General features: G+C 70.3%; 31 protein-coding genes. 6 read left to right on the top strand and 25 right to left on the bottom strand.

The window, feature by feature from the left end; all coding sequences use genetic code 11:
- Positions 1–9: 9 nt before the first annotated feature.
- Positions 10–297 (bottom strand): HU family DNA-binding protein, encoded by a 288-nt coding sequence (locus AC4FS1_RS12390; RefSeq protein WP_125133173.1) that lies wholly within the window; start codon positions 295–297, stop codon positions 10–12.
- A 382-nt stretch (positions 298–679) separates the two neighbouring features.
- Between AC4FS1_RS12390 and AC4FS1_RS12385 the strand changes: the two genes are divergently transcribed.
- Positions 680–1,588 carry a DNA/RNA helicase gene (locus tag AC4FS1_RS12385; protein WP_491155427.1) on the top strand — a complete coding sequence of 303 codons (909 nt, stop codon included), beginning with the start codon at positions 680–682 and terminating at the stop codon, positions 1,586–1,588.
- Between the two features lie 96 nt (positions 1,589–1,684).
- Here the strand turns inward: AC4FS1_RS12385 and rpsN are convergent, their stop codons facing one another.
- The 16 genes from rpsN to AC4FS1_RS12305 form a co-directional block, all read right to left on the bottom strand.
- A complete protein-coding gene (rpsN, locus tag AC4FS1_RS12380; RefSeq protein ID WP_491155425.1) occupies positions 1,685–1,990 on the bottom strand; it encodes a 30S ribosomal protein S14 in 306 nt (101 codons plus the stop codon).
- Between the two features lie 4 nt (positions 1,991–1,994).
- A complete protein-coding gene (rpmG, locus tag AC4FS1_RS12375) occupies positions 1,995–2,165 on the bottom strand; it encodes a 50S ribosomal protein L33 (RefSeq protein WP_013584775.1) in 171 nt (56 codons plus the stop codon).
- Positions 2,165–2,401, bottom strand: a complete 237-nt coding sequence (gene rpmB / locus AC4FS1_RS12370) for a 50S ribosomal protein L28 (RefSeq protein WP_491155422.1) — start codon at positions 2,399–2,401, stop codon at positions 2,165–2,167. Before rpmB ends, rpmG begins: the two co-directional genes overlap by 1 nt.
- Before the next feature lie 170 nt (positions 2,402–2,571).
- Positions 2,572–3,276, bottom strand: coding sequence for a DNA-3-methyladenine glycosylase (locus AC4FS1_RS12365; RefSeq protein ID WP_491155420.1), 705 nt, complete (start codon positions 3,274–3,276; stop codon positions 2,572–2,574).
- Positions 3,273–4,691, bottom strand: a complete 1,419-nt coding sequence (locus tag AC4FS1_RS12360) for a hypothetical protein (protein ID WP_491155418.1) — start codon at positions 4,689–4,691, stop codon at positions 3,273–3,275. The genes AC4FS1_RS12365 and AC4FS1_RS12360 overlap by 4 nt, the downstream gene beginning before the upstream one ends.
- A complete protein-coding gene (locus AC4FS1_RS12355; RefSeq protein ID WP_491155416.1) occupies positions 4,681–5,445 on the bottom strand; it encodes a TIGR03943 family putative permease subunit in 765 nt (254 codons plus the stop codon). Before AC4FS1_RS12355 ends, AC4FS1_RS12360 begins: the two co-directional genes overlap by 11 nt.
- A gap of 4 nt (positions 5,446–5,449) precedes the next feature.
- The gene (locus tag AC4FS1_RS12350) at positions 5,450–6,517 is read right to left on the bottom strand and encodes a permease (RefSeq protein ID WP_491155414.1); all 1,068 of its coding nucleotides are present in this window, start codon (positions 6,515–6,517) and stop codon (positions 5,450–5,452) included.
- Positions 6,478–6,882, bottom strand: coding sequence for a Fur family transcriptional regulator (locus AC4FS1_RS12345; protein WP_491155412.1), 405 nt, complete (start codon positions 6,880–6,882; stop codon positions 6,478–6,480). The genes AC4FS1_RS12350 and AC4FS1_RS12345 overlap by 40 nt, the downstream gene beginning before the upstream one ends.
- Before the next feature lie 114 nt (positions 6,883–6,996).
- On the bottom strand, positions 6,997–7,854 hold the full coding sequence (locus tag AC4FS1_RS12340) for a metal ABC transporter permease (protein WP_491155410.1): 858 nt from the start codon (positions 7,852–7,854) through the stop codon (positions 6,997–6,999).
- Entirely contained in the window at positions 7,854–8,663 is an 810-nt protein-coding gene (locus tag AC4FS1_RS12335; RefSeq protein ID WP_491155408.1) for a metal ABC transporter ATP-binding protein, read from the bottom strand. The genes AC4FS1_RS12340 and AC4FS1_RS12335 overlap by 1 nt, the downstream gene beginning before the upstream one ends.
- Positions 8,660–9,622, bottom strand: a complete 963-nt coding sequence (locus AC4FS1_RS12330) for a metal ABC transporter solute-binding protein, Zn/Mn family (protein WP_491155406.1) — start codon at positions 9,620–9,622, stop codon at positions 8,660–8,662. Before AC4FS1_RS12330 ends, AC4FS1_RS12335 begins: the two co-directional genes overlap by 4 nt.
- 106 nt (positions 9,623–9,728) lie before the next feature.
- Entirely contained in the window at positions 9,729–10,070 is a 342-nt protein-coding gene (locus AC4FS1_RS12325; RefSeq protein WP_491155404.1) for a YciI family protein, read from the bottom strand.
- Between the two features lie 184 nt (positions 10,071–10,254).
- Positions 10,255–11,622 carry a dihydrolipoamide acetyltransferase family protein gene (locus AC4FS1_RS12320; protein WP_491155401.1) on the bottom strand — a complete coding sequence of 456 codons (1,368 nt, stop codon included), beginning with the start codon at positions 11,620–11,622 and terminating at the stop codon, positions 10,255–10,257.
- Between the two features lie 22 nt (positions 11,623–11,644).
- A complete protein-coding gene (locus AC4FS1_RS12315; RefSeq protein WP_491155400.1) occupies positions 11,645–12,622 on the bottom strand; it encodes an alpha-ketoacid dehydrogenase subunit beta in 978 nt (325 codons plus the stop codon).
- A complete protein-coding gene (locus tag AC4FS1_RS12310) occupies positions 12,619–13,755 on the bottom strand; it encodes a thiamine pyrophosphate-dependent enzyme (protein ID WP_491155724.1) in 1,137 nt (378 codons plus the stop codon). Before AC4FS1_RS12310 ends, AC4FS1_RS12315 begins: the two co-directional genes overlap by 4 nt.
- An 11-nt stretch (positions 13,756–13,766) precedes the next feature.
- Complete coding sequence (locus AC4FS1_RS12305) at positions 13,767–14,894, bottom strand: histidinol-phosphate transaminase (protein ID WP_491155398.1); 1,128 nt, start codon at positions 14,892–14,894, stop codon at positions 13,767–13,769.
- Positions 14,895–14,953: 59 nt separating this feature from the next.
- Between AC4FS1_RS12305 and AC4FS1_RS12300 the strand changes: the two genes are divergently transcribed.
- Positions 14,954–15,346: a phage holin family protein gene (locus AC4FS1_RS12300; protein WP_491155396.1), complete on the top strand. Its 393-nt coding sequence runs from the start codon at positions 14,954–14,956 to the stop codon at positions 15,344–15,346.
- Here AC4FS1_RS12300 and AC4FS1_RS12295 read toward each other — a convergent pair.
- Both AC4FS1_RS12295 and AC4FS1_RS12290 read right to left on the bottom strand, forming a co-directional pair.
- On the bottom strand, positions 15,300–16,622 hold the full coding sequence (locus AC4FS1_RS12295) for a hypothetical protein (protein WP_491155394.1): 1,323 nt from the start codon (positions 16,620–16,622) through the stop codon (positions 15,300–15,302). The two genes, AC4FS1_RS12300 and AC4FS1_RS12295, sit on opposite strands and share 47 nt — an antisense overlap.
- On the bottom strand, positions 16,619–16,921 hold the full coding sequence (locus AC4FS1_RS12290) for a hypothetical protein (protein ID WP_491155392.1): 303 nt from the start codon (positions 16,919–16,921) through the stop codon (positions 16,619–16,621). The genes AC4FS1_RS12295 and AC4FS1_RS12290 overlap by 4 nt, the downstream gene beginning before the upstream one ends.
- 113 nt (positions 16,922–17,034) lie before the next feature.
- Between AC4FS1_RS12290 and AC4FS1_RS12285 the strand changes: the two genes are divergently transcribed.
- Together AC4FS1_RS12285 and purB are read left to right on the top strand one after the other, a co-directional pair.
- Positions 17,035–17,541: a low molecular weight protein-tyrosine-phosphatase gene (locus tag AC4FS1_RS12285; protein ID WP_491155391.1), complete on the top strand. Its 507-nt coding sequence runs from the start codon at positions 17,035–17,037 to the stop codon at positions 17,539–17,541.
- 31 nt (positions 17,542–17,572) lie between these two features.
- Positions 17,573–18,952, top strand: coding sequence for an adenylosuccinate lyase (gene purB, locus AC4FS1_RS12280; RefSeq protein ID WP_491155389.1), 1,380 nt, complete (start codon positions 17,573–17,575; stop codon positions 18,950–18,952).
- Positions 18,953–18,983: 31 nt separating this feature from the next.
- Here the strand turns inward: purB and AC4FS1_RS12275 are convergent, their stop codons facing one another.
- The 4 genes from AC4FS1_RS12275 to AC4FS1_RS12260 form a co-directional block, all read right to left on the bottom strand.
- Positions 18,984–19,328: an amino acid transporter gene (locus AC4FS1_RS12275; protein WP_491155387.1), complete on the bottom strand. Its 345-nt coding sequence runs from the start codon at positions 19,326–19,328 to the stop codon at positions 18,984–18,986.
- Entirely contained in the window at positions 19,325–19,960 is a 636-nt protein-coding gene (locus AC4FS1_RS12270) for an acyl-CoA synthetase (RefSeq protein WP_491155385.1), read from the bottom strand. The genes AC4FS1_RS12275 and AC4FS1_RS12270 overlap by 4 nt, the downstream gene beginning before the upstream one ends.
- Positions 19,961–20,031: 71 nt before the next feature.
- Positions 20,032–20,349: a hypothetical protein gene (locus AC4FS1_RS12265; protein ID WP_491155383.1), complete on the bottom strand. Its 318-nt coding sequence runs from the start codon at positions 20,347–20,349 to the stop codon at positions 20,032–20,034.
- A 13-nt stretch (positions 20,350–20,362) separates the two neighbouring features.
- A complete protein-coding gene (locus AC4FS1_RS12260; protein ID WP_491155380.1) occupies positions 20,363–21,031 on the bottom strand; it encodes a DJ-1/PfpI family protein in 669 nt (222 codons plus the stop codon).
- Positions 21,032–21,149: 118 nt separating this feature from the next.
- On the opposite strand from AC4FS1_RS12260, the gene AC4FS1_RS12255 reads away from it, so the two are divergent.
- The gene (locus tag AC4FS1_RS12255) at positions 21,150–22,106 is read left to right on the top strand and encodes a GlxA family transcriptional regulator (protein ID WP_491155378.1); all 957 of its coding nucleotides are present in this window, start codon (positions 21,150–21,152) and stop codon (positions 22,104–22,106) included.
- Between the two features lie 33 nt (positions 22,107–22,139).
- Here AC4FS1_RS12255 and AC4FS1_RS12250 read toward each other — a convergent pair whose 3' ends face one another.
- Entirely contained in the window at positions 22,140–23,048 is a 909-nt protein-coding gene (locus AC4FS1_RS12250; RefSeq protein ID WP_491155376.1) for a glycoside hydrolase family 43 protein, read from the bottom strand.
- Between the two features lie 93 nt (positions 23,049–23,141).
- Between AC4FS1_RS12250 and AC4FS1_RS12245 the strand changes: the two genes are divergently transcribed.
- On the top strand, positions 23,142–23,999 hold the full coding sequence (locus tag AC4FS1_RS12245) for a ribokinase (protein WP_491155374.1): 858 nt from the start codon (positions 23,142–23,144) through the stop codon (positions 23,997–23,999).
- A gap of 7 nt (positions 24,000–24,006) precedes the next feature.
- Here AC4FS1_RS12245 and AC4FS1_RS12240 read toward each other — a convergent pair whose 3' ends face one another.
- A complete protein-coding gene (locus AC4FS1_RS12240; RefSeq protein ID WP_491155372.1) occupies positions 24,007–25,494 on the bottom strand; it encodes an amidohydrolase family protein in 1,488 nt (495 codons plus the stop codon).
- Positions 25,495–25,694: the final 200 nt, after the last annotated feature.

Below are 25,694 nucleotides of genomic sequence, written 5' to 3'. Positions count from 1 at the left end.
GACGTCGTCTTACTTGACGGCGGCCTTCAGCTTCGAACCCGCGGTGACCTTGACGCGCTTGCCGGCGGGGATCGCGATCTCCTCGCCCGTCTGCGGGTTGCGGCCCGTGCGCGCGGACGTCTCGACCTGCTCGAACGCGATCCAACCGGGGATCGAGACCTTGCTGCCCTTGGCGACTGCCTCGGACACAGTGGAGAAGAGGGAGTCGAGTACGCCCGACACAGCGGACTGGCTCTGCCCCGTCGCGCTGGCGATGCTCGCGACGAGTTCGGTCTTGGTGATGGACTTGTCAGCCATTCGGTGGTCCTCCCGGGCGGCCGAACTGGCCGCCTGCGTTACATCGGACGGGGGCGATGCCCCCGGTGGTCGGATCGACCGCCTCGAATCTATCAACGAACCCGCGGAATTCCGCGGATTTTTGGCCCTTTCGGCGCGGATCCGTGGGCGTGTCGCGCCCGGATGTGACGGATGTGACCGATGGGACGCTCTCCCACCCGCCCGAGGAGAGGAGATCTGCCCGCGCGAGGGTGCATGCTGCGCTTCGGCTCCTCGCTTCGGCGGATGTCCTCGCCTGGGCCGAGGACTTCGCTCACCCTCCCCAGGGGCGCTCCGCGCAGCGCTTTCCACCGAACGACCGCACCCATCCATGCAGGGGGAAGCGGGACCGAATGATGAGCTCATGCTGAAGACCATCCACGCCGTCGAAGCCGTCCGTGCCGCCGGAGGGGTGGCGCAGCGCGACGCTGATCGCGCGGGGACCTCCAAGCACGAGATCGCCCGCGCCACGGCGGACGGGCGACTCATCCGGCTGAGGAGGGTGTGGGTCGCGCTCCCGGACGCGGACCCTTTTCTCGTCAGCGCGGCCCGCGACGGCGTCCTCCTGACCTGTGTCACGCAAGCCGAGCGATCGGGAAGCTGGACGCTGTCCGACGGCCGGACTCACGTGGCGGCGCCGGCTCACGCGGGGGCGGTCTCGGTCGCCCGGGCGACCGTTCACCGTCACCGCCCGCTGGTGCCCCGGCATCCGGATCGCCTCGAGGATCCCATCGAGAACGTACTCGCTCTGGTCGCGGCGTGTCAGCCCCACGAGCGCGCGCTGGCCATCTGGGACTCGGCTTTCCGTCTCGAGCTCGCGGATCCTCTCGCCCTCGCCGGCTACGACCTGAGCGCGGGCGCCCGGAAGCTGCTCAGTGAGGCCAGCGCCTACCGCGATTCGGGCCTGGAGACCTTCGTCGTGGTGCGCTTACGTTTCCTGCGTCTCCCGCTGGTGTCGCAGGTGTGGATCGCCGGACATCGCGTGGATCTCCTCATCGGGGAACGTCTGGTGCTGCAGATCGACGGCGGGCACCACGTCGGGGCGCAGCGCGCGGCGGATGTCGAGCATGACGCCCGGCTCCGCCTTCTGGGGTCATCCGCGTCACCTATACGCAAGTGGTCGGTCAGTGGTCGACGGTCCTGGATCTCGTTCTCCGCGCGGTGGGTCAGGGGCTCCATCGCGCCCGGCGCTGACGCCGGGATCCTCGCCCGAGACGAGGCGAACGGCCGGAGCGAGGACGGATTCAGCCCGAGGGGTCCTCGCTCGGGCTGAATCTCCTCGGCTCAGGCGCGCCGGATGCGGAAAGGGCGGGAGTTCCGGAGAACCCCCGCCCTTTCGCGGATGCTGTGGCAGCTGCTTGTCGGAGCCTTACCAGCTCGACTTGGTCACGCCGGGCAGCTCGCCCCGGTGCGCCATGTCGCGGAAGCGCACACGCGAGATGCCGAACTTCGACAGGTTGCCGCGGGGGCGACCGTCGATGGCGTCGCGGCCGCGGACGCGCACGGGCGAAGCGTTGCGGGGCAGCTTCTGCAGGCCGACACGGGCGGCCTCGCGCTGCTCGTCGGTAGACGTCGGGTCGACGAGCGCCTTCTTCAGTTCGGCGCGCTTTGCGGCGTAGCGCTCCACGACAACCTTGCGCTGCTCGTTGCGCGCGATCTTGCTCTTCTTGGCCATGAGATCAGCGCTCCTCTCGGAAGTCGACGTGCTTGCGCACGACAGGGTCGTACTTTTTCAGCACGATGCGGTCGGGGTTGTTGCGGCGGTTCTTGCGCGTCACGTAGGTGTATCCCGTGCCGGCGGTCGAGCGCAGCTTGATGATCGGACGAACGTCCTGAGCCTTCTTCGCCATTAGAGCTTCACACCCTTCGCGACGAGGTCCTTCACGACGGACTCGATGCCCCGTGCGTCAATGACCTTCATGCCCTTGGCGGACACGTTGAGCTTGATGTTGCGACCCATCGACGGAACGAAGTAGGTCTTCTTCTGCACGTTCGGGTCGAAGCGGCGCTTCGTCCGGCGGTGCGAGTGCGAGATGCTGTGACCGAAGCCGGGAACCGCTCCAGTCACCTGGCACACTGCTGCCATGGTGATGTCTCCTTCTGTACCGTGAAGCCGGACGGCCCCACCCAAGATCCCTTGTCTGCACCCCATCCCGCGGCGAACGCACCGGAACTCGGGGGCAGAAGCCGCCGGTCGCTGAGCGAGCAAACGAGACGAAGCACGAACCACGCGCTGGAGTGCGCGCGGACAAGGGGTCAGTCTAGCACGGGCGGTGTGCCGGCCGAGCGCGCTGCCTCCTCGGCGCCGCGGCCCCACCGGAAGGGCGACACCGTCGGGTCTCCCGCGATCCAGAAGCGCCACGGGAACGCGGCCGTTCCGGCCACCCCGGCCACGCCCACGCGCGGCCCCGTGGCGATCTCCGAGGGGAGTTCCGTCGGCAGTTCCAAGCGGGCGGTCGCGCCGGCCTGCTCGGCCCCGGTGACGGCGTCGATCCCGTCGTGCACGGGATGGCGGAGGCCGATGGCGTCGCCGAGGCGTCCCGGGCCGCGGGCGAGGTCGCGCGGCGAGCGCACCACCCCGCGCCTCTCGAGGCGGCGCCGGGTCGCGGCATCCTCGCCCTGAACGATCTCGCCCCCGCGCAGCAGGATTCCGCCGGCCACGCCCTCCGGGCCGGACACGACGTTCACACACGAGTGGATGCCGTGGCTGAGATACACGTAGAGGTGCCCCGGCTCGCCCCACATGGTGGCGTTGCGGCGCGTCGGTCCACCGCGGGCGTGGGAGCCGGGGTCGCCGATCTCGCCCGTTCCGAGACCGTGGTAGGCCTCGACTTCGGTGAGGCGCACGACGACGGTGTCGTCGCCGATGCGGGTTCGCAGCAGCCCGCCGAGAAGGCGCGGAGCGACCTCGAGCGGGAGACCGAGGAGATCGGCCCGCGTGGCGGGACGGTGCGTGCTCATGACGGCGGCGCCTGACACCACGACGGGCCGTATCCGCCGAGCCCCGCGGCCTCGTCAGCGGTACGGATCTCGATCACGCGCGTCTCGAGGCGTTCGGGCAGCGGAAGCCGGTAGCGGTCGTACGCGTTCTCGGCCGCGTCTGGAGCAAGGACCACAGCGGCGTAGCGACCGCTGGGCGACACGCAGGTCTGCACCAGCGCATCGGCGCGATCCAGCGTCAGGAGCGGCGACACCGTTCCATCGGCGCTCACGTGCACCACCGAGTTCGACACCAGCGCGCCGGCGTCGCTGATCGCGGCGGCGGCGCGGATCGTCCCCGCGCGGTCACCGGGCACCGGTGTGACCGTGCCGAAAAGCCCGATGTCGTCGGTGGCGGCGGCCAACGGCGTCTCGCTGCCGTCGCTGAGGTCCAGCACCGCCATCCCCTCGTTCCGTTCCACGATCGCCTGCGTGGAGCCGCGGGCGATCCCCTCGATCGCCAACGCCGACCCCAGCGGCGCCGCATCCGACCCGTCGGGTCCGGCCAGCAGCAGCCGCCCGTCGAAGGTGAGGGCGAGGATGCGGTCGGTGTCGGGCACGAACCGCCAGTCCGCGACACGGACATCGTCGCCGGGCAGAGCCACCTCCTCCGGCGACTCATCAGCGGCGGCATCGGCGAGGGATGCCGTGAACAGAACGCTCTCCCGGCCGCTTTCGGCGCTCAGGGAGGCGTCGGAGTAGGTGTACCCGATACGGTCCCCGCGGTCGGCGGACTGCAGCGCGGAGACGAACCCGTTCCCCGGCAGCGGCAGAGCGCGGTCGGCGCCGGTGGCGGGATCGACGACGAGGAGCACCGCAGTATCGTCCTCCATCGCGGACACCACCAGCTGCGTTGCCGTCGCACGGTAGTCCTCGATGTGCGGATGCGAGAAGACCGCGGATGCGGCGTCGCCCGAAAGATCGGTGCGGTAAATCGTGTCGGCGCCCTCCCCCGATTCGCGCTGCAGGAGGTAGAGCTCGAGCGGCGGCGTGCGGAACGTGCTCTCCAGCGTGGCGGCGGGTCCGGCCCCGAGGCCACGGACATCGCGGACGCGAACGGTGTACCGGGTGTCATCGGCGAGCGGATGCGTGAACCGCACGCCGATGCTGCGGCCGGACGTGTCGACGGTGAAGGGGGTGACGGGGTCGACCTCCACCTGCGCCGCGTCCACCTCCCGCAGTGACTGGGTCGTGGTGAGGATGACGCGCGACCCTGACGCCTCCACGGCGGCCCCGGGATCCGCCTGCACGTCGGTGAGGCGCGGACCCTGCGCGACGCTCACGGCGGCACCGACCCCCGCGACCAGAACGAGTGCGCCGAGGACGGCGGCGAAGGCGAGCCGGAAGCCGCGGCCGCGCCGCCGCCGCGAACGGGACCGCCGCGAATCAGTACTCATACGGGTCCCGGGGTTCGTCGATCGCGGTGATCTCGTCTGCCTGCACCCGCAGCGCACCGTCGGCGTCTGAGCGGATCGTGCCGGAGATCGTCACCCACTGGCCGGTCTCCGGCGCGCGGGCGGAGGAGGACACCGGCAGGCTGGCCGACTGCGCGTCGATGACGCAGTGCGTGATCACGAGCCTGCTGAGCGCGAAATCGCCGTCGCCGCCGGGAGTGACGAATCCGGTGAGGGTCACCGGATCGCCGTCGAATCCGTCGGGGTTGGTCGCCGACGCGAACACGCCGGCCCACTCGCCGACGCCGAACCGCGAGGTGTCGCCGGAGGCCGCGAGGGTGACCACGTCGTTACCGGCGAACAGGGGGGCGGTGTCGACATCACGTGACATCGCCAACTCCGCCGAGAGCGACGCGGGAGGGGTGGCCACCATCGTCAGGACGATGCCGGAAGCGAGGATGCCGCCGGTCGCCGACGCAGCGGTCGCCATCCCGGATGGGCGCCCGGGGTGGGGATGGCTCCCGGGCGCAGCATCCGCACCGTGATCGTGGCCGTGCTCGGCCTCATCGCCGAGGGGCAACGCGAAACTCGCCACGGCGCCGGCCAGCACCACGATCGCCATACCGACGGTGAACCAGGCCGAATCGGGGTTGACGTAGAGGGCCAGTCGGCCCGTAGCGGCGAGCCCGATCGTGACGACGGCGAGGCTCGCCGACAGGCCCACACCCAGCCAGCGGGTGGTGAGTGATCGACGCACGGACTCACGCAAGGAGGTTCACCACCGCTCCCAGGGCGAAGGCTGCGGCGACGACGATCGCCGTCATCCCGATCAGCACGCGCGTGGTGAAGGTCGTCCGCAGCAGCGCGAGCATCTTCACGTCGACGAGCGGCCCGACGAGCAGGAACGCCACGAGCGACCCGGGAGTGAACGCCGAGGCGAAGGAGAGCGCGAAGAACGCATCGACGTTCGAGCAGATCGAGACCACCATCGCGAGCACGATCATCGTGGCGATGGACAGAGCGGGATCAGACCCGATCGCCAGGAGCGTGGCGCGAGGGACGAGCACCTGCACCGCTCCGGCCAGAGCCGAACCGATCACCAGTGCCGGCATCACGGCGCGCAGTTCAACGACGAACTGCGCGAGGCTCCGTCGTCTCCTGTCGCCGACGCCCCCGGATCCGGATCCCTGCCCGACTTCGCAGGCCTGACGGAACCGGTCCGTCAGCAGCGCGTCGGGATCGGGGTGGCGGCTGTAGAGCCAGCCGAGGAGATTGGCGACGAGGTAGCCGCCCACCAGGCGGGCGATCAGGATGCCGTCGCTCCATCCGAACGCGGCATGCGTTGTGAGGATCACGATCGGGTTCACGATCGGGGCGGCCACCAGGAACGTGAGCGTCTCGGAGACCGAGAACCCGCGCATCATCAGGCCGCGCGCGAAGGGGACATTACCGCACTCACACACCGGCACCAGCATGCCGAGGAGCGAGAGCACCGCCCGCCGCGCCCAGGCGCGCCGCGGCATCCACCGTTCGATCGCACCAGGCGGCACCCACACCTGCACGACCACGGACAGCACGACGCCGAGCACCACGAACGGGAGCGACTCGACGAGCACGCTCAGCGCGAGGGTCAGCCCGTCCTGCGCCCGCGTGGGAAGGGCCTCGGCGAACAGGGCTGGGGCGAACGCATCGATCGCGAACAGCGCCAGGACCGCCGCGGCGCCGGCGAGGAGCCACGGCGTCGGGCGGGAGGGTGAGCGCTGCCGGGCGGGCTGCGAGCGGGTCTGCGTCACGCCTTCTCGCGAGCCGTCTGCGCACACGACGCGCATCGGCCGAAGATGTCGACGACGTGCTCGGCGTCGCTGAATCCGTGCTGGGATGCGGTGCTCCGCGCCCACTGCTCGACGTCGGAGGCCTCGATCTCGACCGTGAGGCCGCACGATCGGCAGATCAGGTGATGGTGGTGCCCGGTCGACGTGCAGGCGCGAAAGAGGTTCTCCCCCTCGGGGCTCTGGAGCGAGTCGGCCTCGCCCTGCGCGGCCATCCCCGCCAGGGTGCGATAGACCGTGGCCAGCCCGATCCCGGTGTCCTCATGGCGCAGGGCAGCGTGCAGCGACTGGGCGCTGACGAATCCCCTGGCGTCGGCGAGCGCCTCGCGGACGCGTTCGCGCTGCCACGTGTTGCGCTGGATCATGCCCGGAATCCTACCCGCGCGGCCTCCACGCGACCCGGGTGCCCGACCCGCAGGCGGGCGGGGATGAAGCGGGGCGAGGCGGGGCAGAAGCCCGGAGCGGATGCGGCGGCTGCGTCAGGCCGTGCGCGCCACGCGCCCGCGGCGACTGCCGATCACGCGGCAGACGAGGTAGATCACGAACGAGATCGTGGTGATGTAGGGGCTCACCGGAAGAGTTCCGGCCACGGCGAGGAGAATGCCGCCGACCGCCGAGACGAACCCGAAGACAGCGGCGAGCACGGGAACGACCACGGGGCTCGAGGCCACCCGCATGGCGGCGGCGGCGGGTGTGACCAGCAGCGCCATGACCAGCAGCGCCCCGATGATGTGGACCGCCACCGCGACGACGAGACCGAGCAGCAGCATGAACGCGAGCGACACCGCCGTGGTGGGCACTCCCCGCGCCGCAGCGGATTGGGGGTCGAGCGAGTCGAAGCGGAGCGGCCGCCAGATCATCACGAGCGCGATGAGCACGATGGTGGAGATCGCGATCAGCCAGCCGAGCTGCCCGCTCTGCACCGAGACGATCTGCCCGGTGAGCAGGCTGAACCGGTTCGCGCTGCGCCCGTCGTAGAGGGACAGGAACAGGATGCCGAGCCCCAGGCCGAAGGGCATGAGGACGCCGATGATCGAATTGCGGTCGCGGGCGCGGGCGCCGAGCCATCCGATGATCCCCGCCGCCACCAGCGATCCGATGATCGAGCCGGTGACGACGTCGAACCCCAGGAGGAGGGCGGCGGCGGCGCCCGTGAACGACAGCTCGCTGATCCCGTGCACGGCGAAAGCCATGTCGCGCTGCATGACGAAGACGCCGATGAGCCCGCCCACGAGCCCGAGAACCGCCCCCGCGATCACCGAGTTCGACACCAGCGCGAGGATGGCGCCGTAGTCGGGCAGCCCGCCGAACAGGGCGTCCCACGCATCCGCCCCCATCAGTGCTCGCCCTCATGGTGATGGTGCGACTCTTCGGCGTCGGGGGCACCCACGACGATGAGGCGATCTCCCGCGCGGAGCACGTAGACGGGCGCGCCGTAGAGCTCGGTGAGCACGCGCGAGTTCAGCACGTCGTCGGGGCGGCCGAGCATGAACCGTCCCCCGGCGATGTACAGGATGCGGTCGACCTTCCCGAGCACCGGGTTGATGTCGTGGGTGACGAGGAGGACGGCCGCGCCGGTGTCGCGGCGATGGCGGTCGATCAGCCGGACGACGGCCTGCTGGTTGGCGAGGTCGAGACTCGTCAGCGGCTCGTCGCACAACAGCAGGCGCGGCTCGTCGGCGAGCGCCTGCCCCACGCGCAGTCGCTGCTGCTCCCCCCCGGACAGCACTCCGACGGGCCGGTCGGCGAAGCCCTCCGCCCCGACTTCGCTCACGAGCGCGTCGATCCGTGCGCGGTCGCCGCGGCGCGGGATGGGCAGGCCGAACCTGTGCCCATCGACACCCAGGGCGACGAGGTCACGCCCCCGCAGAGCCGTCTCAGCCGGAAGCGGACGTTGCTGGGGGATATAGCCGATTCCGCGATTTCCTCGCCGGTGCACCTCGGTTCCCAGGGCACGGATGCTGCCGGCGCTGAGCTTCTCGAGGCCCAGGATGGCGCGGAGGAGCGTCGTCTTTCCCGAACCGCTCGGCCCGAGCACGGCGATGAGCTCGCCCGGCTCCACGTCGAGGTCGAGGCCGCTCCACAGCGTCCGGCCGTTCCGCCGGAGGGCGGCCCCGTGGATCTCGAGCGGGCGTGCGGATGTCACCGACCCAGCGCGGCGGCCAGCGCCGCGACGTTCTCGTCCATCCACGAAAGGTAAGTCTGACCCTCCGGGAGCGTCTCCGCGAACTCGACGACGGGGATGTCCGCGCTCTCCGCCTCCCGCAGCACCTCGTCGGTCTCCGCTCCCCCGGTCTGGGCGTTGGCGATGACAGCGCGCACCTCCCCCGTTTCCAGGAGGTCGAGCGCTTCGAGGAGCGTGGCGGGCGGGACATCCTGACCCTCCTCCACGGCTTCCGTGAAGGCCTCGGGAGTGACGTTCTCCAGCCCGGCGGCGGCGGCCAGGTAGAGCGGAACCGGCTCGGTGACGAACACCGGTGCACCGGCGTCTACGGCCGCGATCTCGGCGAGGGCGTCCTCGAGCCCTGTCACGCCGGCCGAGAACTCCTCCAGCTGCGCGGCGATGTCTGCGGCGCTGTCCGGAGCGAACTCGGTGAGTTCGGCGGCGATCGCCTCGGCGAAGTGCGCCATGGTGCGCGGGTCGTACCAGACGTGCTCGTTGAATCCTTCGACGTGCTCATGGTCGCTGTGGTCGTGCCCGGGCGCCGCATCGGTGTCGTCGTGTCCGCCGTTGCCCGGCCAGTCGTGGGAGTATTCGGCGGCGGTGAGGACCGCCGCATCCGTGCCGGAGGACTCGATCAGGGCATCGATGAAGCCGTCGTAGCCGCCGCCGTTCTCCAGGATGAGCTCGGCGCGGCTGACGGCGAGCTGATCGCGCGCACTGGGTTCGAACGAGTGCGGATCCTGCGACGCCGCGGTCACGATCGAGGTCACCTCGACGGCATCCCCGCCGATCGCCTCGGCGATCTGCCCGTACACATTGGTGGATGCGACGACCTGGACGGTCCCATCATCACTGTCGGCCCCCGCCGCGTTGCCGGCACATCCCGCGAGAACGAAGGCGGAGGCCGCGAGCAGAGCGGAAGCCGAGCGGAAACGCGTCATGCGCCTACCTTAGCGGCTATTGATAATCGTTCTCACCCGTCACCGGGGCAGATGCCGCGGCCGCAGGTGAGAGACCCGGCGCCCGCCGCGCCACGGTGACCGAGCGTCAACTGGCCGCGTCGTCCCCGAAGGCGCGCACCTCTTGCGCGCACCGGCAGGCCACGGCGAACTTCGCGGCCCACTCCAGCGCCGCCTCTCGGGAGGGCACTTCGAGCACGGTGTAGCCGCCTTCCAGGCGCGCCGTCTGCGGATAGGTGCCCTCGGTCACGGTGCCGTCCCCGCCGACCATGACAGGCGGGATGCTCTCGTCGATGCCGCCGCCGAACACCCAGACTCCGGCGTCCTTCGCCTCCTGCACCACAGCGTGGGCTTCGTCCGCCACCGTCTGCAGATCGACGCCGGAGAGGTCCATGGCGCCACTGGGGAACGAGATCAGGTACTTCGTCATCGCGTCGACTCCTTCGTCGTGCTGCCGGAACCCGACCCATCCTCGCCGTCGCCGTACCGGCCCGCAACCGGTCGTTCTCGCGCGGGAGAGCAGCGTGTCAGCCGAGGAGAAAGCAGCGTGTCAGTCGAGGAGAAAGCAGCGTCAGTCGAGGAGAAAGCAGCGTGTCAGTCGAGGAGCAGGCGTGTCAGTCGAGGAGGAGGGCGGGTTCCTCCAGGATCGACGCGACGTCGGCGATGAAGCGGCTCATCTCGTCCCCGTCGATCACGCGGTGATCGAACGAGCCCGCCACCGTGGTGACCCACCGCGGGCGCACCTCGCCATCGACGACCCACGGCTTCTGCCGGATCGTGCCGAGCGCGACGATCCCGGCCTCACCCCCGTTGATGATCGGGGTCCCCGCATCCATCCCGAACACACCGATGTTGGTGATCGTGATGGTGCCGCCCTGCTGATCGGCGGGAGTGGACTTACCCTCGCGCGCGGTCACGGTGAGCTTCTGCAGGGCGCGGGCGAGATCGCGCAGGCTGAGCTCCTGCGCGTCTTTGATGTTCGGAACCAGAAGGCCGCGCGGCGTGGCCGCCGCGATACCGAGGTTGACGTAGTGGTGCAGCCGGATCTGCGCCCCGTCTTCGGTGTCGATCCACGCCGCGTTCACCATCGGCGTGCGACGGACCGCCCAGATCACCGCCCGCGCCATGATCAGCAAGGGTGAGACCTTGACGTCCGCGAAGTCCGGGGACGCCTTGAGCCGCTTGACCAGTTCCATCGTCCGCGTGGCGTCCACGTCGGTCCACACCGACACGTGTGGGGCGGAGTAGGCGGTGCGGACCAGCCCGGTGGCCACCGCCTTGCGCACTCCTCGCACCGGGATCGACTCCTCGCGAGCGTCGGTGCCGGCGGATGCAGCGGCCGGAGCAGGAGCCGCGGCCGGTGCGGCCGGCGCAGCCGGAGCGGACGCAGCCGCCGGAGCCGGGCCGCCGACGGGGATCGTCTCCTCGCGCACATCCCCCCACTCGGGAGTCTCGATGTTGCGGAAGACGCTCGCCTGCGACGCCTGCTTCAGCACGTCCTCCCGCGTGACCTCGCCCGCCGCGCCACTCGGAGTGACGTCCGTGAGGTCGACACCGAGGTCACGCGCGAGCTTGCGGATCGGGGGTTTGGCCACCACCCCGACGGATGCGGCGACCGGGCGCTCGGCAGTCCGACGACGGCGCGACTGCACCTGGCCCCCGGTGCCGTAACCGACCAGCACGGCGCCGCCCGGGTCTGTGGATGCGGGGACCACGGCCGGCGCGGCGGACCCACCGGCGTCGGCGGCCGTGATCGTGATGATCGGTGCCCCGACATTCACCGTGTCGCCCTCGGCAGCCAGCAGCTCGCCGACGGATCCCTCGAAGGGCGACGGCAACTCGACCAGCGACTTGGCCGTCTCGATCTCCACCAGCACGTCGTTGACGGCGACGGTGTCGCCCGGAGCGACCCGCCACGAGACGATCTCGGCCTCGGTGAGGCCTTCACCGACGTCCGGGAGGAGGAAGGTCTGGGTGCTCATCCGAGTGTCCTTTCGGGACGGGTCAGTAGGCGAGGGCGCGATCGACGGCCTCGAGGATGCGGTCGGCGTCGGGCAGGTACGTCGCCTCGAGTTTTGCCGGGGGGAAGGGGGTGTCGAAGGCCGACACCCGCAGAACCGGGGCCTCCAGGGAGTAGAAGGCGCGCTCCGCGACCGTGGCCGCGACCTCGCTCCCGAGGCTCGTGAACCCGGGCGCCTCCTGCGCGTAGACCATGCGGCCCGTGCGCCGCACGGAGTCGAGGATCGGCCCGTAGTCCACCGGTGACAGCGAGCGGAGGTCGATGACCTCGCAGCTCGTGCCCTCCCCCTCGGCGAGAGCGGCGGCCTGCAGCAGGGTCGTGACCATCGCGCCGTGGCCGACGAGGGTGATGTCGGTGCCTCGGCGGACCACGCGGCTGGCGTGCAACGGCAGGGCCGGTGCGGTCGTGTCGACCTCGCCCTTCTGCCAGTACTTGCTCTTGGGCTCGAGGAAGATCACCGGGTCGGGCGATGCGATGGCGGCCTGGATCATCCAGTACGCGTCGTTCGAGGTGGACGGACTCACCACGCGCAGGCCGGGTGTGTGCGTGAAGTACGCCTCGGGGCTCTCCTGGTGATGCTCGATCGCGCCGATGTGACCGCCGTAGGGGATGCGGATGACCACGGGCATCTGCAGGGCCCCTTCGTGGCGGTACGTGATCTTCGCCAGCTGAGAGGTGATCTGGTCGAACCCGGGGAAGACGAATCCGTCGAACTGGATCTCGCACACAGGTCGGAATCCGCCCATGGCCAGACCGATCGCGGTGCCCACGATGCCCGACTCGGCCAGCGGCGTGTCGATGACGCGCTGCGGGCCGAAGTCGGCCTGCAGCCCCTCGGTGATCCGGAACACCCCGCCCAGCGGACCGATGTCCTCGCCCATGAGGAGGACGCGGTCGTCCTCCTCGAGCGCGCGGCGGAGCCCCGCGCCCAGGGCCTTGCCCAGCGGCATCTCGGTGCTCATGACGCGCCTCCCTCGAACGAGGCCTCGTACGCGGCGAGCCACCGGCGCTCCTCCTCGACGAGCGGATGCGGCTCGGAGTACACGTTCGCGAAGATCTGCTCGGGGTCGAGGGTCGTCGCCGCGTTCGTCGTGCGGGTACGGATGTCGTCGGCGAGCGCCTGCCCCTCCGCATCCGCCTCGTCGAAGAACGCCTCCGAGGCGCCGCGGGACTGCAGGAACGCCCGCATCCGCGCGATCGGGTCGCGGCCGATCCAGGACTGCTCCTCATCGGAGGTGCGGTACTTGGTGGGGTCGTCGCTGGTCGTGTGCGCCCCCATGCGGTAGGTCATCGCCTCGATGGCGCGCGGGCCATCCCCGCCGCGGGCCTCGTCGAGGGCGACCTTCGTGACGGCGTAGCTGGCGAGCACGTCATTGCCGTCGACCTGCACGCTCGGGATGCCGTAACCCTCGCTGCGCCGGTAAAGCGGCGAGCGCGACTGGGTCGCGACCGGAACCGAGATCGCCCACTGGTTGTTCTGCAGGAAGAAGACCTCGGGGGCACGGAAGCTGGCCGCGTAGACCATCGATTCGTGCACGTCACCCTGGCTGGATGCGCCGTCGCCGTAGTACACGATGACGGCTTCGTCGCGCTCCACGTCGCCGGTGCCGCACTTACCGTCGAAGACCAGCCCCATCGCCAGCCCGGTCGCGTGCAGGGTCTGCGCCCCGAGCACGAGGGTGTAGAGGTGGGTGTTGCCGTTCGCCGGATCGAACGGATTCCAGCCGCCGTGGGTGAGACCGCGCATCAGCCGCAGGATGTGCAGCGGATCCACGCCGCGCACCTGGGCGACGACGTGCTCACGGTACGAGGGGAACAGATGATCCTGCGCACGGGCCGCGCGCACCGACCCGACCTGCGCGGCTTCCTGGCCCCAGCTCGGCGGCCACAGGGCGAGCTGCCCCTGCCGCTGCAGGTTGGTCGCCTGACGGTCGAACGCGCGGATGGAGATCATGTCGCGATAGAACTGCTCGAGTTCGGCGTCGGTGAGCGCATCGATGAGCTCGCGATACGGCTCCGCGGCCGGGGTCGGCGCAAGCGTCCCATCGGCGGCGAGCACGCGCACCAGTGCCGGGTCGTCGAGCGTTCCGGTCATTTCGGGCCCTGTCACAGTTCCCACGCTAACCCGCGGCCCGCGTGGCCTTCCGGGAGGGTCCGGACAACGGATGCAGCAATCCGTAGGACCTTCTCGACAGACTCTTCCTCGCCGACCGACACGCGAAGGCCGTCCCCGGCGAACGGGCGGACGATCAACCCTTCGTCCGCGAAGGCGGCGGCGAACTCGTCGGTGTGCGCACCGGCGGGAAGCCACACGAAATTGCCTTGCGCCTGCGGCACGCTCCATCCCGCGTCGCGCAGCCCTGCCGCGAGGCGGTCGCGGCGCTCGCTGATCACGCCCACGCGCTCCAGCAGGGCGGCTTCGTGGTCGAGGCACGCAAGCGCAGCGACCTGGGCCTGAGCGGTGACCGAGAGGGGGATCATGGTCGCGCGCGCCGCATCCAGCACCCGCGGGTGCCCGATCGCGTACCCGATGCGGAGGGCGGCCAGCCCGTACGCCTTGGAGAAGGTGCGCAGCGCCACCACGTTCGGCCGCCCGAGAAGACCGAGCACCCGCAACCCGTCCACCGCGTCCGGGTCGGTGACGAACTCGGCGTACGCCTCGTCGAGGATGATCATCACGTCGGCCGGCACGGCGTCGAGGAAGGCCGCGAACTCGTTCTGGGTGACGATCGGGCCGGTCGGGTTGTTGGGGCTGCACACGAGAATGACCCGCGTGCGCTCGGTCACCGCTGCGGCCATCGCGGGCAGGTCATGGCGGGCATCGTCGGTGAGGGGCACCTCGACCGCCGTGGCCCCGGCGACGTTCACCAGGGTCGGGTACGCCTCGAAGGAACGCCACGCATAGATGACCTCGTCGCCGGGTCCGGCGGCGGCGAGGATCAGCTGCGCGATGATCGACACGCTCCCCGCTCCCACATGCACGCCGTCGACGGAGACGCCGAATCGCGCGGCGAGCCGCTCTCGCAGAACCGTTGCCGAGGCGTCCGGATAACGGTTGAGCTCGCCGGCGCCGGCCACGGCCTCCAGTACGCCGGGAAGCGGGTCGAAGGGGTTCTCGTTGCTCGAGAGCTTGAAGGCGTCGGCGCCGGCCTGTCGTCCCTGCCGGTACACCGGAAGCGAGGCGATCTCCGGTCGGATGCGGGGGAGGATGGGCGCGTCATCGTCGGCGGTCACCCGTCGAGCCTAGCCGCGGGCCACTGCACACGTGCCGACGGCTCTGGCATAGTGGCCCCGTGCGTTTCATCGTCCGCGTTCTCATCAACGCCTTCGCGATCTGGGTGGTCTCACTCATCACGGTGCTGCAGGTGCGCCTCGTGGCCTTCCCTCCGGGCGAGTGGCTGCAAGTGGCACTGACCGCCTTGCTGGTGGGCGCGATCTTCGCCGTGGTGAACGGCATCATCGGCACCGTGCTGAAGGTGCTCGCCTTCCCGCTGTACATCCTCACGCTCGGGCTCATCTCGCTGGTGATCAACGGGTTCCTGCTGTGGCTGACGGCATGGATCACGACGCTGTGGGACTTCGGCCTGCGGGTCGAGCACTTCTGGTGGGGCGTGCTGGCCGCCCTCATCATCACCGTCATCAACGCGATCCTCGGCGCTCTGTTCCGCCCGAGCCGGAAAGACTGACCCGCTCCGCCGCGTAATCGCCCCCCACCCCTCGTTCGGCCTCGCCCAGGTCGCGGAACACCGCGTGCAGGCCCGCGGCACGGGGGTCGTCCGACGCATCCAGGAGCGCCGCGGTTTCGGCGTAGGCGGTCATCTCATGTGCGGGGGCGGTGAGGTCGTGCCATCCTGCCGGGGCGTCGGCAGTGCGCTCGACGATGAAACTTCCCGGCGCTCCCACCGTGACCGGGTGCCCGCCGCCCTGCAGCGCGGCCACGGGATCGTCAGTGTGCCGGATCGTGACCGCCAGAGTTCCCGACCCCACGTCCGCCTGGATGGGCGCGCCGAACGACACCAGCGTTCGCGTCTCATACGGCCCCTCGAGAGCGAGGCGCTCGCCGACCATCGCTCCCTGGGAGTAACCGAACACGTGCACCACGTCGCCCGGCTCGGCACCGGCGTCTTCGAGGGCGGCGAGGGCGGCCCGGTACGAGGCGGAGCGCTCCCCGCCGTAGAGCTGCACGTTGGAGCGCAGATCGAACGGATCGGCACCGGCCACAGACTGCGTTCCGGCGACATAGACGGTGAACTGCCGCGCGCCCCCGGGCATCGTGTAGCGCTCGACACGCACACGGGCGTCTTCACCCCCGGGGATGCGCGCGGCTGCCGCGGCGAGCGTCGCGGGCGGCAGAGAGGGCGCCGACGCCATCCGTCGGATCGCCACCGGATCGCCTGCCCCGCGGAGCCGCTCGCGGGTGCCCACCGGCCCGAGCCGGAGCGCGTCGACGCCGGCCCCGAGGGTCGAAAGGAGGACCGGCACGAGCGACCCGACGAACGGTCCGGCTCCCAGCGACCCGAGCCACGCCTGAGACGAAAGGTCACCCCGCTCCGGGCCCTTCGCGAGGAGTTCCTGCGCCTCCAGCCAGAGATCGGGGTCGTCGGGGCGGGCGGCGGCGATCCGCTCATCCCATCGCGCGACGGCGGCGTCGTCGCCGGCCGCTCGGGCCGCGGCGCGCTGGGCGAGCATCTCGACCGCCTCGTACAGATCGGCCGCCTGGTCCACCGCCGCCGCGAGGTCGGCGGCCAGCTCGGCGGCGTCGGCGAGGACGACGCCGACCGTGTAGAGCTCTTCTGCCGGCGGCTGGCCCGCGACGCCCGCGAGCCTCTCGGGCGCGCCCCGGAGGACATGGATCGCGTCATCCGTCTGCTCCGAGAGCGATCGCAGACGCGAGGCCGCCTCCCGCAGGCTTTCGGTGTCGACCTCGATGACCCCTCCGGCGAGGATGGTGAGTTCGCTCACGGCATCGGCGCTCCGACGATGATGCGCGCCCGCGTGGCGGCCAGCCCGTCCAGAGCCCCTTCGATCTGGGCTTGCGCGACGCACAGCACCCGTTCGATCTCCTCGGCGCGGCTTCCGAACGCACGAGCCGACGGCGCCTGCCAGCGCACCGCGTCCTGGAGACGGGCCGACCGCAGAACGAGGGCGTCGACGCGATCCTGCACCGCCCGCACGGTCTGAAGGACGTCGCCGACGATCTCGAGGCTCGCCAGCGTCGAGGCCGGGAGAAGGGCGGGAGGGGCGAGAATCGGGATCGTCACGCGTCCAGCGTGCCGCTCCGCGCGGCGCGACCGCGGGCTCTCCCGGGGATCGGTGAGGGACGCGGGAAGAACCGGGCCTGTGCAGGAGCGGTCGGTCACGACAGAATGTGGGGATGACTGCGCGCGCGACAGAGCCGTTCCGCGTCGTCTTCGTCTGCAGCGGCAATATCTGCCGGTCGCCGATGGCGGACATCGTGTTCCGATGGTTCGTGGATTCTTCCGGGCTGGGAAGACACGTGGCCTCCTCCTCGGCGGGTACCGGCGATTGGCACGTCGGCGAGCGGGCCGACACGCGCACCCTCGAGGCGCTCACCCGACGCGGCTATGACGGCGCGCGTCACCGGGCCCGTCAGTTCACGGCCGCCGACTTCGATGCCAGCGACCTCGTCGTGGCCCTGGACCACAGCCACGAACGAGTGCTGCGCGGGTGGGCGCGCAGTGAAGGCGACGCCGACAAGATCGCCCTCTTGATGTCGTTCGACTCCTCGGCCAAGTCTCTCGACGTGCCCGACCCGTACTACGGCTCACCGGCGATGTTCGACGACGTGCTCGGTATGATCGAGGGCGCGAGCCGGGCGCTGTTCCGCCAGCTCGAGCCCGCGATCCGCTCCGCGGTCTGACGCTCCGACCGCGACCCGAAACGGGAGACCCGTGACCTCTCTTCCTCCGCAGCCGCTCAGCCCCCTGGACGGCCGGTACCGCGCGGCCGTCGCGCCGCTGGCCGACTATCTCTCCGAGGCGGGGCTCAACCGCGCCCGGGTCGAGGTCGAGGTGGAGTGGCTGATCGCGCTCACCGACCGCTCGCTGTTCGGCACGCACCCCCTGGGCGACGACGACAAGGGACGCCTCCGCGCGCTGTACCTCGAGTTCGGGGCGGCGGAGATCGACTGGCTCGCCGAGCGGGAGGCGATCACCCGCCACGACGTCAAAGCGGTCGAGTACCTCGTGCGCGATCGCCTCGCGACCCTGGGCCTGGACGCCATCGCCGAACTCACGCACTTCGCGTTGACCAGCGAAGACGTCAACTCCGCGGCCTACGCCCTCACCGTGCAGCGCGCCGTGACGCGCGTCTGGCTCCCTCAGCTGGAGGCGGTGACGGATGCCCTCGCCGCGCTGGCCCGCGAACACCGCGACGCCGCCATGCTGTCCCGCACGCACGGTCAGCCGGCGACGCCCACCACGATGGGCAAGGAGATCGGCGTCTTCGCGTGGCGTCTGCGCCGCGTCGCCGGCCAGGTCGCCGCATCCGAGTATCTCGCGAAGTTCTCCGGGGCGACCGGCACGTGGTCGGCCCATCTCGCGGCCGATCCCGACGTGGACTGGCCGGGTGTGTCCCGCGCGTTCATCGAGTCACTGGGGCTCGGATTCAACCCGGTGACCACCCAGATCGAGTCGCACGATTGGCAAGTGGAGCTGTATGACCGGGTGCGCCACGCCGGCGGTATCCTGCACAACCTCGCCACCGACATGTGGACCTACATCTCGCTCGGCTACTTCAGCCAGATCCCCGTTGCCGGCGCCACCGGCTCGTCGACGATGCCCCACAAGATCAACCCGATCCGCTTCGAGAACGCCGAAGCGAACCTCGAGATCTCCGGAGGGCTGCTCGGCACGCTCGCCTCGACGCTCGTGACCTCGCGGATGCAGCGCGATTTGACCGACTCGACGACCCAGCGCAACATCGGCGTCGCGTTCGGCCACTCCCTGCTGGCCCTGGACAACCTGGCGCGCGGTCTCCGCGAGATCTCCCTGGCCCCGGGCGTGCTCGACGCCGACCTCGACGCGAACTGGGAAGTGCTGGCCGAAGCCATCCAGACCGTGGTCCGCGCGGAGATCGCGGCGGGCCGATCGTCGATCGCCGACCCGTACGCCCTGCTGAAGGACCTCACGCGCGGTCGCCGCGTCGGAGCCCCCGAGCTGGCGGATTTCGTCCGCGGGCTGGATATCGGCGACACCGCGAAGGCGCGACTCCTCGCCCTCACTCCCGCCACCTACACGGGTCTGGCCTCCACGGTCGTCGACCAGCTCTGACGCCGGCCTCGCCGACGCCGGCCCGGGCGGGTCAGGGTGCGGGAGGGGTGCCGCCGTCGCGATCCTTCGGATCGTCGCTCGGAGACTGCGGAGCATCCTCGGGAGGCAGAAGCAGCGGACGATCGAGGGTCTTGCCGACCTGGGCCGGATCGACGGCCAGCAGAAGCAGGGCCACGATGACGAGCACCGCGATGAACGTGATGCCGGCCACGATCGCCCCGAGGACGAGGGCACGCTCGGTCTTACCGTCCGGCCCGCCCTGGAAGACGCCCATGCTGACGACTGTGACGATGCCGGCGAAGAGCGCGGAGATGAAGGCGAGGCCCAGCAGCTGGACCGGCCGCATGAGGTCGCGGCGGGTGGGCTTGTCGGTCATGCGCCGACCTCCTCGGATGAGGCGGCCGCGACGGGCTCGCGGCGCGGAGAGAAACCTGCGATGCCGAGGTACACCGCGACGATCGCGGCGTACCCACCGAAGATCCCCACCGCGATGATCGTTCCGGTCAGGGTGAAGGACTGGCCGGCTTCTTCGATGTAGTACTCGAGCGCGTATCGCGTGGGGACGAAGGCGACGGCTGCGGCGAGCGCCGCCGTGAGGATGCCGACGGTGAGGGAATCGCGGCCGGATGCTGCTCCCTCGTTCCGCCGCCGCGCACGGGCGCCGACGACGATCTCGGTCACTCCGGTGGCCACCGCCCACGCGATGAGGACGGCGAACAGCAGCTCGGTGGTGCGCCAGGGGCCGATGCCCGCGACCATGCCCGAGGCGAGGTTCAGCACCGCCATGAGGATCGCCGGTCCGCGTCGGCCGGCGGGATACACCATCCATGCCGCCAGCGCGAACACCAGTCCGGTCGCGATCGCGAAGCCGCTGAACACCGACAGGCCGACGGCGGCGGAATGGTCCGGCGAGAACGTCACCATGACCGCCGCCAGCGCGGCGAACAGCGCGCGGGCGATCTGCAGATGCCGCACCTCGAAGGCGCGGGCGGATGGTGAAACGGTCACGACACGTCCCGGGGAGGCGGAAGAAGGATGCCTCCAGTCTAGGTCGTGCCTACCGTTGCCCTTGCCCGGGGTCAACCGGCTGACCGCTGACCCGTGACCCGTGTGCGGGGAAGGCGGCCGGCCTGAGAGGAGCCCGACAGGGTGTCCCCGTCGATCGTGACGTCGTAGGAGAGGTTGAGGCGGAGCGGTCGCGTGATCCGCTGCGTCCACGTCACGTGCTCGCCGTCGGGTGCCTTCGAGACGGCCACGTTCTCCAGGACGACCTGCTCACCGGCACCGGTGGCGGTGCCGGTGAAGCCGTCGAGGGTCTCGGTGAAGGTGTAGTCGGCCTCGATCGTGCCGATGGGAGTGGCCATGCGCAGCCGCCAGCTGCCGGAAAGAGCGCTCATGGTCGGTGCCCCCTCACGCCGCCGCGACCGGGATGGCGCCGGTGCTCTTCCACGTGGTGCCGCGGCGCTCGTACTCGAACAGCACCTCGACCGATCGCGCGATCTGCGGGCCGAACTCGCGCTCGAGCAGGTACAGCCCGAGATCGAGCCCCGAGGTCACGCCGCCGGCGCTGACCAGGTCGCCATCGTCCACCACGCGGGCGCGCACCGCGTGAACCCCCGAGGCATCGAGCAGGTCGATGCCGAGCACGTGCGTCGTGGCGGTGCGTCCCTCCAGGAGGCCGGCCATCGCCATGGCGAGCGATCCGCCGCAGACCGGGGCCACGGTGATGTCGGCCGCCGCGAGGCATCGGGCCAGGAGCCCGGCGGCATCGCTCGCCGCAAAACGCGCCAGCAGCACCGGGACGGTCTCGATGCCCTCATCGGGGTCGCCGTCCACGGGCCCGGAGGCCCCGGGAACGAGAACGAATCCCGGGATGTCGGGATCCAGCGTCCCGGTCGCAGCGAGGGCGATGCCGGGTGTGCCCGACCGCACCACGCGTGGCCCCTCGGCGGTGACGAACTCCAGTTCGATGCCGCCGCCGAGCGCATCGCGGCCCGCCGTCAGGACCTCGTAGGGGGCGATCACATCGAGAGGGTCGAAGCCATCGAACAGGACGAATTGGAAGCGTGGGAAGGGCATGTGCCCATGCTCCGTGACACCTGCGGCATGACCCCAGTGACCTTCTGGTCACGATTGGCCGGATTCTGGCCAACGGTTCTCGGGCATCACGCTGCCGCCCACCCTTATCATCAGGGCCATGCACACCGTCGCCGTGCTCGCCCTCGAGGATGCGATCGCCTTCGATCTGGCCACGCCCATCGAAGTCTTCGGGCGGGTGCGCCTTCCCGACGGCCGCCCTGGCTACCGGATCGTCGTCGCCGGTCCGACGTCGACGGTGACCGCGGGACCGATGCGCCTCTCCGTCGACGCGGGGTTGGATGCCCTGGAACGCGCCGACGTGGTGGCGGTACCCGGGCGCAACGACCCCCACCACGCCACTCCCCCGGCCGTCCTGGACGCGCTCCGCTCCGCCGTCGAGCGGGGCTCCCGCGTCGCATCCATCTGCGTCGGAGCGTTCAGCCTCGGGGAGGCCGGCCTGCTCGAGGGGCGCGACGTCACGACTCATTGGCTTGCCGCCGCCGAGCTCGCGCGTCGTTATCCGGGTGCGCGGGTCGACGCCGATGTCCTCTACACCGACAACGGCTCCGTGCTGACCTCGGCCGGTGCCTCGGCCGGGCTCGACCTCTGTCTGCACATCGTCGAGGCCGACTACGGCGTCGCGGTGGCCGCGGATGCTGCCCGCCTCGCGGTCGCGCCGCTGCAACGCACCGGGGGGCAGGCGCAATACATCCTCCGCAACCGTCCGACGTCGCAGACCGCGACGCTCGAACGCGTCCTGGGGTGGATCGAGGAGAATGCGTACCGGCCGCTGACACTCGCCGAGATCGCACAGACCGCGGGCAGCAGCATCCGCACCCTCACCCGCCGATTCGACGCCGAGGTCGGGCAGAGCCCCATCCAGTGGCTGTCCGGCGTCCGGATCCGTCACGCGCAAGAGCTGCTGGAGACCACGGACCACACGGTCGAGCGGATCGCCGCACAGGTCGGCTTCGCCTCGCCGAGCAGCTTCCGCACGCAGTTCGGCCAGGTGGTCGGGGTGACGCCGGGCGCGTACCGCAGGACGTTCCGCCCGGCTCGCGTCGGTCATCCCTGACGGAGCGGCGTTGCACGTGAAACCGCCGGGGCGTCAGGCGTCCTGCGCGAGCCGGACCGTTCCGTTCTCCTGACTCAGCCGGCGGAGCACGGTGCGTTCGTTCGGGGTGTCGTTGGGCTGATGCAGTGTCAGCAGCAGTTCGCCGTGGAGGGTGCGCCCGATCATCCCGTGGCCGCCGTCCGCCGCCCAGATGGGCTCAGGTTCCTGCTCCCAGGGACCGTCGATGGCGCCGCTGGCCGACCGCGCGATCCCCATGGCGTACCCGGAGTCGCCGAAGCTCGACCAGAGCATGATCAATCCGCCGTCATCCATGCGGTGCAGAAAGGGGCCGTCGGTCACGAACGCCGACACCTCCGGGGGCACCCGCCGATGCGTGATCGGCCGCGCCCACGCGGCGCTGGAGGCGCGGAACAGGACGAGCGGGTCGCCGATGGTCTCCCTCAGGTCGGCCGACAGGGGCTGTGCCACGACCTCCCCGTCCCACACCTGTTCCCATTCGTGGCAGAAGACGATCCACGGGACGCCGGCATCGTCGACGTGCAGCGTGCCGTCGAGGCATTCCCACTCGCGCGGGGTGACCGGGCCATCGCTCCACAGCGCATACGGGCCCTCGGGGCGCTCCGCGACGAGGATCTGCGTCCCCCGGCGCACGCCTTCGGCTGTGAAGGTGGCGAACATGAAGAACCGCCCGGCGTAGCGGTGCACTTCGGGCGCCCAGTAGTTGCGATCCGACCAGAATCCGGCAGGCGGGCGGAAGGCCTCGATCGGCCCCTCCCACGACTCCAGGTCGGTGCTGCGGTAGCAGTCGAATCCCGTCGCCGGCGGATTCCAGATGTCTGGGTCCGTGGAGCCGAAGAGGTAGTACGCACCCTCCCCGGGAACCGTCAGCAGGAACGGATCGCGGATCTGGATGTCGGCGAGGGTCTGAGTCGGAGAGGTCATGGCGTCTCTACTTTCGCACCTCACGCGGTGGTGTGAGAAAACGCTTTTTTCGCGACGTCTTCGCCACCACTGCCGTGGTGGTGGAATGGACGGATGACCTCTTCCCTCGGCGCCCTCTGTGTGGTGGGCAGCATCAACGTCGATGTGACGACGACCGTCACCCGCCTTCCCCAGCCGGGTGAGACCGTGCTGGCGGCCTCGTTGCGGCGAGACTTCGGGGGGAAGGGCGCCAATCAGGCGGTAGCGGCGTCGCGGCTCGGCGCCCGGGTGCGCATGGTCAGTGCGGTGGGCGATGACTCCGACGGCCTGGCCGCGCTGGCGAACCTGCGCGACGCCGGGGTCGATGTGGGCTCGGTCTGGCTGGGCGACGCCCCGACCGGCACGGCGCTGATCACCGTCGATGAGTCGGGCGAGAACCAGATCGTCGTGCATCCCGGCGCGAACTCCGAGGTCACACTGGACGGAGGATCCTTCTCCGCGGATGAGGCCGTGCTCACGCAGCTCGAGATTCCGCTCGCCGTGGTCACGGCGCTGGGTGCGGTGCCCGGGTATCTCGCGGTGAACGCCGCGCCGGCGCATCCCCTGCCCGCCGAGCTCGTGGCGCGCGCCGATCTGTTCATCGTCAACGAGCGCGAATACGAGGCGCTGCCGGAGCTGGCCGACGCGAGGCTCGTCGCGGTGACCTACGGATCAGCGGGCGCGGCGCTCCTTCGCGACGGGACGGAGATCGTGCGCGTTCCTGCACCCCGCGTGACCGCCGTCAGCTCGGTCGGGGCCGGGGACGCCTTCTGTGCGGCCCTCACGGTCGCATTGCACGCGGGTTGGGATGCGGAGACGGCGCTGCGCGCCGCCTGCGCCGTCGGGGCGGACGCCGTCACGCGTTCGGGCGCACAGCCGCCGCTGCGTCGGCTGGACGAGTACGCCCGACCAGCCGCTTCACCACCGGACTGAGGCACCCTCAACGAGGAGTCGGCGTGAACCAGCCGTCCGTCTCGAGGTCGGCCCACAGTTGCCTCACGACCTCCGCGCCGCGCCGGATGATGCGGGTTTCGTCGTCGACGACGAGGTGCCCGTCGCTGACCTGCAGCACGCCTTCGGTCATCACATTCCGTACCATCGGTCCACTCGCGTAGAGCAGGTTGTTCAGGGGTTCCGGACCGGCTTCGCCCGCTCCCACGAGGAAGCCGCTCACGTCTATGGACGTCAGATCCGCCAGGGCACCCACCTCGATGCGGCCGATGTCGGTCCGCCCGAGCCCTCGTGCGGGATTGGTCGTGACCGACTCGATCATGTCCCACACCGTGGGACGCTTCACCGGTACCGGGCTCGTCTCGTGGATGATGTCGTAGCGCAACCGGCCATAGAGCACCGCAAGCTTCGCGTTCTCCAGCATGTCGTTCGAGTGTGAGTCCAGTCCGACGGCGACGTTGATGCCCGATCCGAGCGCCTCGATGAACGGCTGCCGCCCCTCGCCCGATCCCGCGCCCGCACCGGAGGGACAGTGCACGTAGGTGAACAAGGCCTTCTGAGCGAGGAACGGCGCGTCGGTTGCCGCGTCCCACCCGCCCATGTGCGCCCCGAAGAAGGGCACGTCGTACCAGCCGTGTTCTTCCACCCATCGCACCGGGCCTTTGCCCCACATCCGCTCGATGCGCGCCGAATCGGCCGACAGCGTCGCGAGATGCGTGTGGATGCCGGTCCCCAGCTCTCGCGCCGCAGCGAGGACCGCATCAAGCGTCTCGGGTGTCGCCGTCTCTGGACCGTGCGGCGCGATCATCGGTTGGATGCGTCCCCCTTCGGCGCCCTTCACCGACCGGGCCCACGTCAGATAGGCGTCGATCTCATGGATCGTCCCGGGGGCGGATTCCACGATCGTCGAGTCGTCCGGTGCGAACCAGATCGGCAGCATCTGAGAGAACGTGGGGAGCATCCCCGACGCGTAACCGCGCACTCCCCAATTGCGGGCCACCCGGACGTACGATTCGGCGTGAGCCAGGGAGAGCGACTGCTCGAGCTGCGTCGTGCATCCGCCGCGGAGGATCTCGGCGAGGTTGTACGCGGTGACCGCATCCAGGTCGTCACCCGAAACCCCCTCGAGCAGCACGGCGGGCTGACCGTACGACCGGCCCCCCTCGATGAGCCCACGGGTCGGCGAACCGAGCGCGACATGCGTGTGTGCGGAGATCATGCCGGGGATGAGCAGCTGCCCCGTCATGTCGATGCGCACGTCGTTGCCGGGGATGCGACCCTCCACGATGTCGGCGATTCGCCCGTCCCGAATGACGATGCTTCGATCGCGGACCAGCTCGAGTTTGCCGTCGCGGTGTACCAGCGTCCAGGTCGGCTCGAGGATCACCGTTCCCGCGTCTCGAACTGATCGGGACGCGGCGAGCGCCTCCTCGGCCGCCTGCTCGGAAGCTCCCTCTGCCACGTCGTTGTGACCCATGCCGACCCCCGTCGAACTCAGACGGGGCCACCATGGCGTCCGTACAGTGTCAGCAGAGTATGTGCAGGCACACTGCACGCACAAGGCAAGGGCGCGAAGCGCGGGTCGGCAGAGGCGGCGGGAACGCCGGGCCGGCTCGCTCGAACCCCAGTGGGGCCGGCTCGCCTCACAGGTGCGAACCGGCCCCGGCGGGAAGCGGA

The organism is Microbacterium sp. Z12_35 (assembly GCF_058310475.1).
The sequence above is the reverse complement of the archived record's forward strand: the minus strand, read 5'-3'. Positions and strand labels throughout refer to the sequence as shown.

Coding starts and splice junctions, on each gene's coding strand:
- AC4FS1_RS12325 (WP_491155404.1), bottom strand. CDS start 10,070: ATGACGAAGTACCTGATCTCGTTCCCCAGTGGCGCCATGGACCTCTCC.
- AC4FS1_RS12315 (WP_491155400.1), bottom strand. CDS start 12,622: ATGAGCACCGAGATGCCGCTGGGCAAGGCCCTGGGCGCGGGGCTCCGC.
- AC4FS1_RS12350 (WP_491155414.1), bottom strand. CDS start 6,517: ATGCGCGTCGTGTGCGCAGACGGCTCGCGAGAAGGCGTGACGCAGACC.
- AC4FS1_RS12365 (WP_491155420.1), bottom strand. CDS start 3,276: ATGAGCACGCACCGTCCCGCCACGCGGGCCGATCTCCTCGGTCTCCCG.
- AC4FS1_RS12285 (WP_491155391.1), top strand. CDS start 17,035: ATGACTGCGCGCGCGACAGAGCCGTTCCGCGTCGTCTTCGTCTGCAGC.
- AC4FS1_RS12255 (WP_491155378.1), top strand. CDS start 21,150: ATGCACACCGTCGCCGTGCTCGCCCTCGAGGATGCGATCGCCTTCGAT.
- AC4FS1_RS12245 (WP_491155374.1), top strand. CDS start 23,142: ATGACCTCTTCCCTCGGCGCCCTCTGTGTGGTGGGCAGCATCAACGTC.
- rpsN (WP_491155425.1), bottom strand. CDS start 1,990: ATGGCCAAGAAGAGCAAGATCGCGCGCAACGAGCAGCGCAAGGTTGTC.
- AC4FS1_RS12310 (WP_491155724.1), bottom strand. CDS start 13,755: ATGACCGGAACGCTCGACGACCCGGCACTGGTGCGCGTGCTCGCCGCC.
- AC4FS1_RS12385 (WP_491155427.1), top strand. CDS start 680: ATGCTGAAGACCATCCACGCCGTCGAAGCCGTCCGTGCCGCCGGAGGG.
- AC4FS1_RS12340 (WP_491155410.1), bottom strand. CDS start 7,854: ATGGGGGCGGATGCGTGGGACGCCCTGTTCGGCGGGCTGCCCGACTAC.
- AC4FS1_RS12275 (WP_491155387.1), bottom strand. CDS start 19,328: ATGACCGACAAGCCCACCCGCCGCGACCTCATGCGGCCGGTCCAGCTG.
- AC4FS1_RS12265 (WP_491155383.1), bottom strand. CDS start 20,349: ATGAGCGCTCTTTCCGGCAGCTGGCGGCTGCGCATGGCCACTCCCATC.
- AC4FS1_RS12330 (WP_491155406.1), bottom strand. CDS start 9,622: ATGACGCGTTTCCGCTCGGCTTCCGCTCTGCTCGCGGCCTCCGCCTTC.
- AC4FS1_RS12345 (WP_491155412.1), bottom strand. CDS start 6,882: ATGATCCAGCGCAACACGTGGCAGCGCGAACGCGTCCGCGAGGCGCTC.
- rpmG (WP_013584775.1), bottom strand. CDS start 2,165: ATGGCGAAGAAGGCTCAGGACGTTCGTCCGATCATCAAGCTGCGCTCG.
- rpmB (WP_491155422.1), bottom strand. CDS start 2,401: ATGGCAGCAGTGTGCCAGGTGACTGGAGCGGTTCCCGGCTTCGGTCAC.
- AC4FS1_RS12260 (WP_491155380.1), bottom strand. CDS start 21,031: ATGCCCTTCCCACGCTTCCAATTCGTCCTGTTCGATGGCTTCGACCCT.
- AC4FS1_RS12360 (WP_491155418.1), bottom strand. CDS start 4,691: ATGAGTACTGATTCGCGGCGGTCCCGTTCGCGGCGGCGGCGCGGCCGC.
- AC4FS1_RS12250 (WP_491155376.1), bottom strand. CDS start 23,048: ATGACCTCTCCGACTCAGACCCTCGCCGACATCCAGATCCGCGATCCG.
- AC4FS1_RS12320 (WP_491155401.1), bottom strand. CDS start 11,622: ATGAGCACCCAGACCTTCCTCCTCCCGGACGTCGGTGAAGGCCTCACC.
- AC4FS1_RS12240 (WP_491155372.1), bottom strand. CDS start 25,494: ATGGGTCACAACGACGTGGCAGAGGGAGCTTCCGAGCAGGCGGCCGAG.
- AC4FS1_RS12390 (WP_125133173.1), bottom strand. CDS start 297: ATGGCTGACAAGTCCATCACCAAGACCGAACTCGTCGCGAGCATCGCC.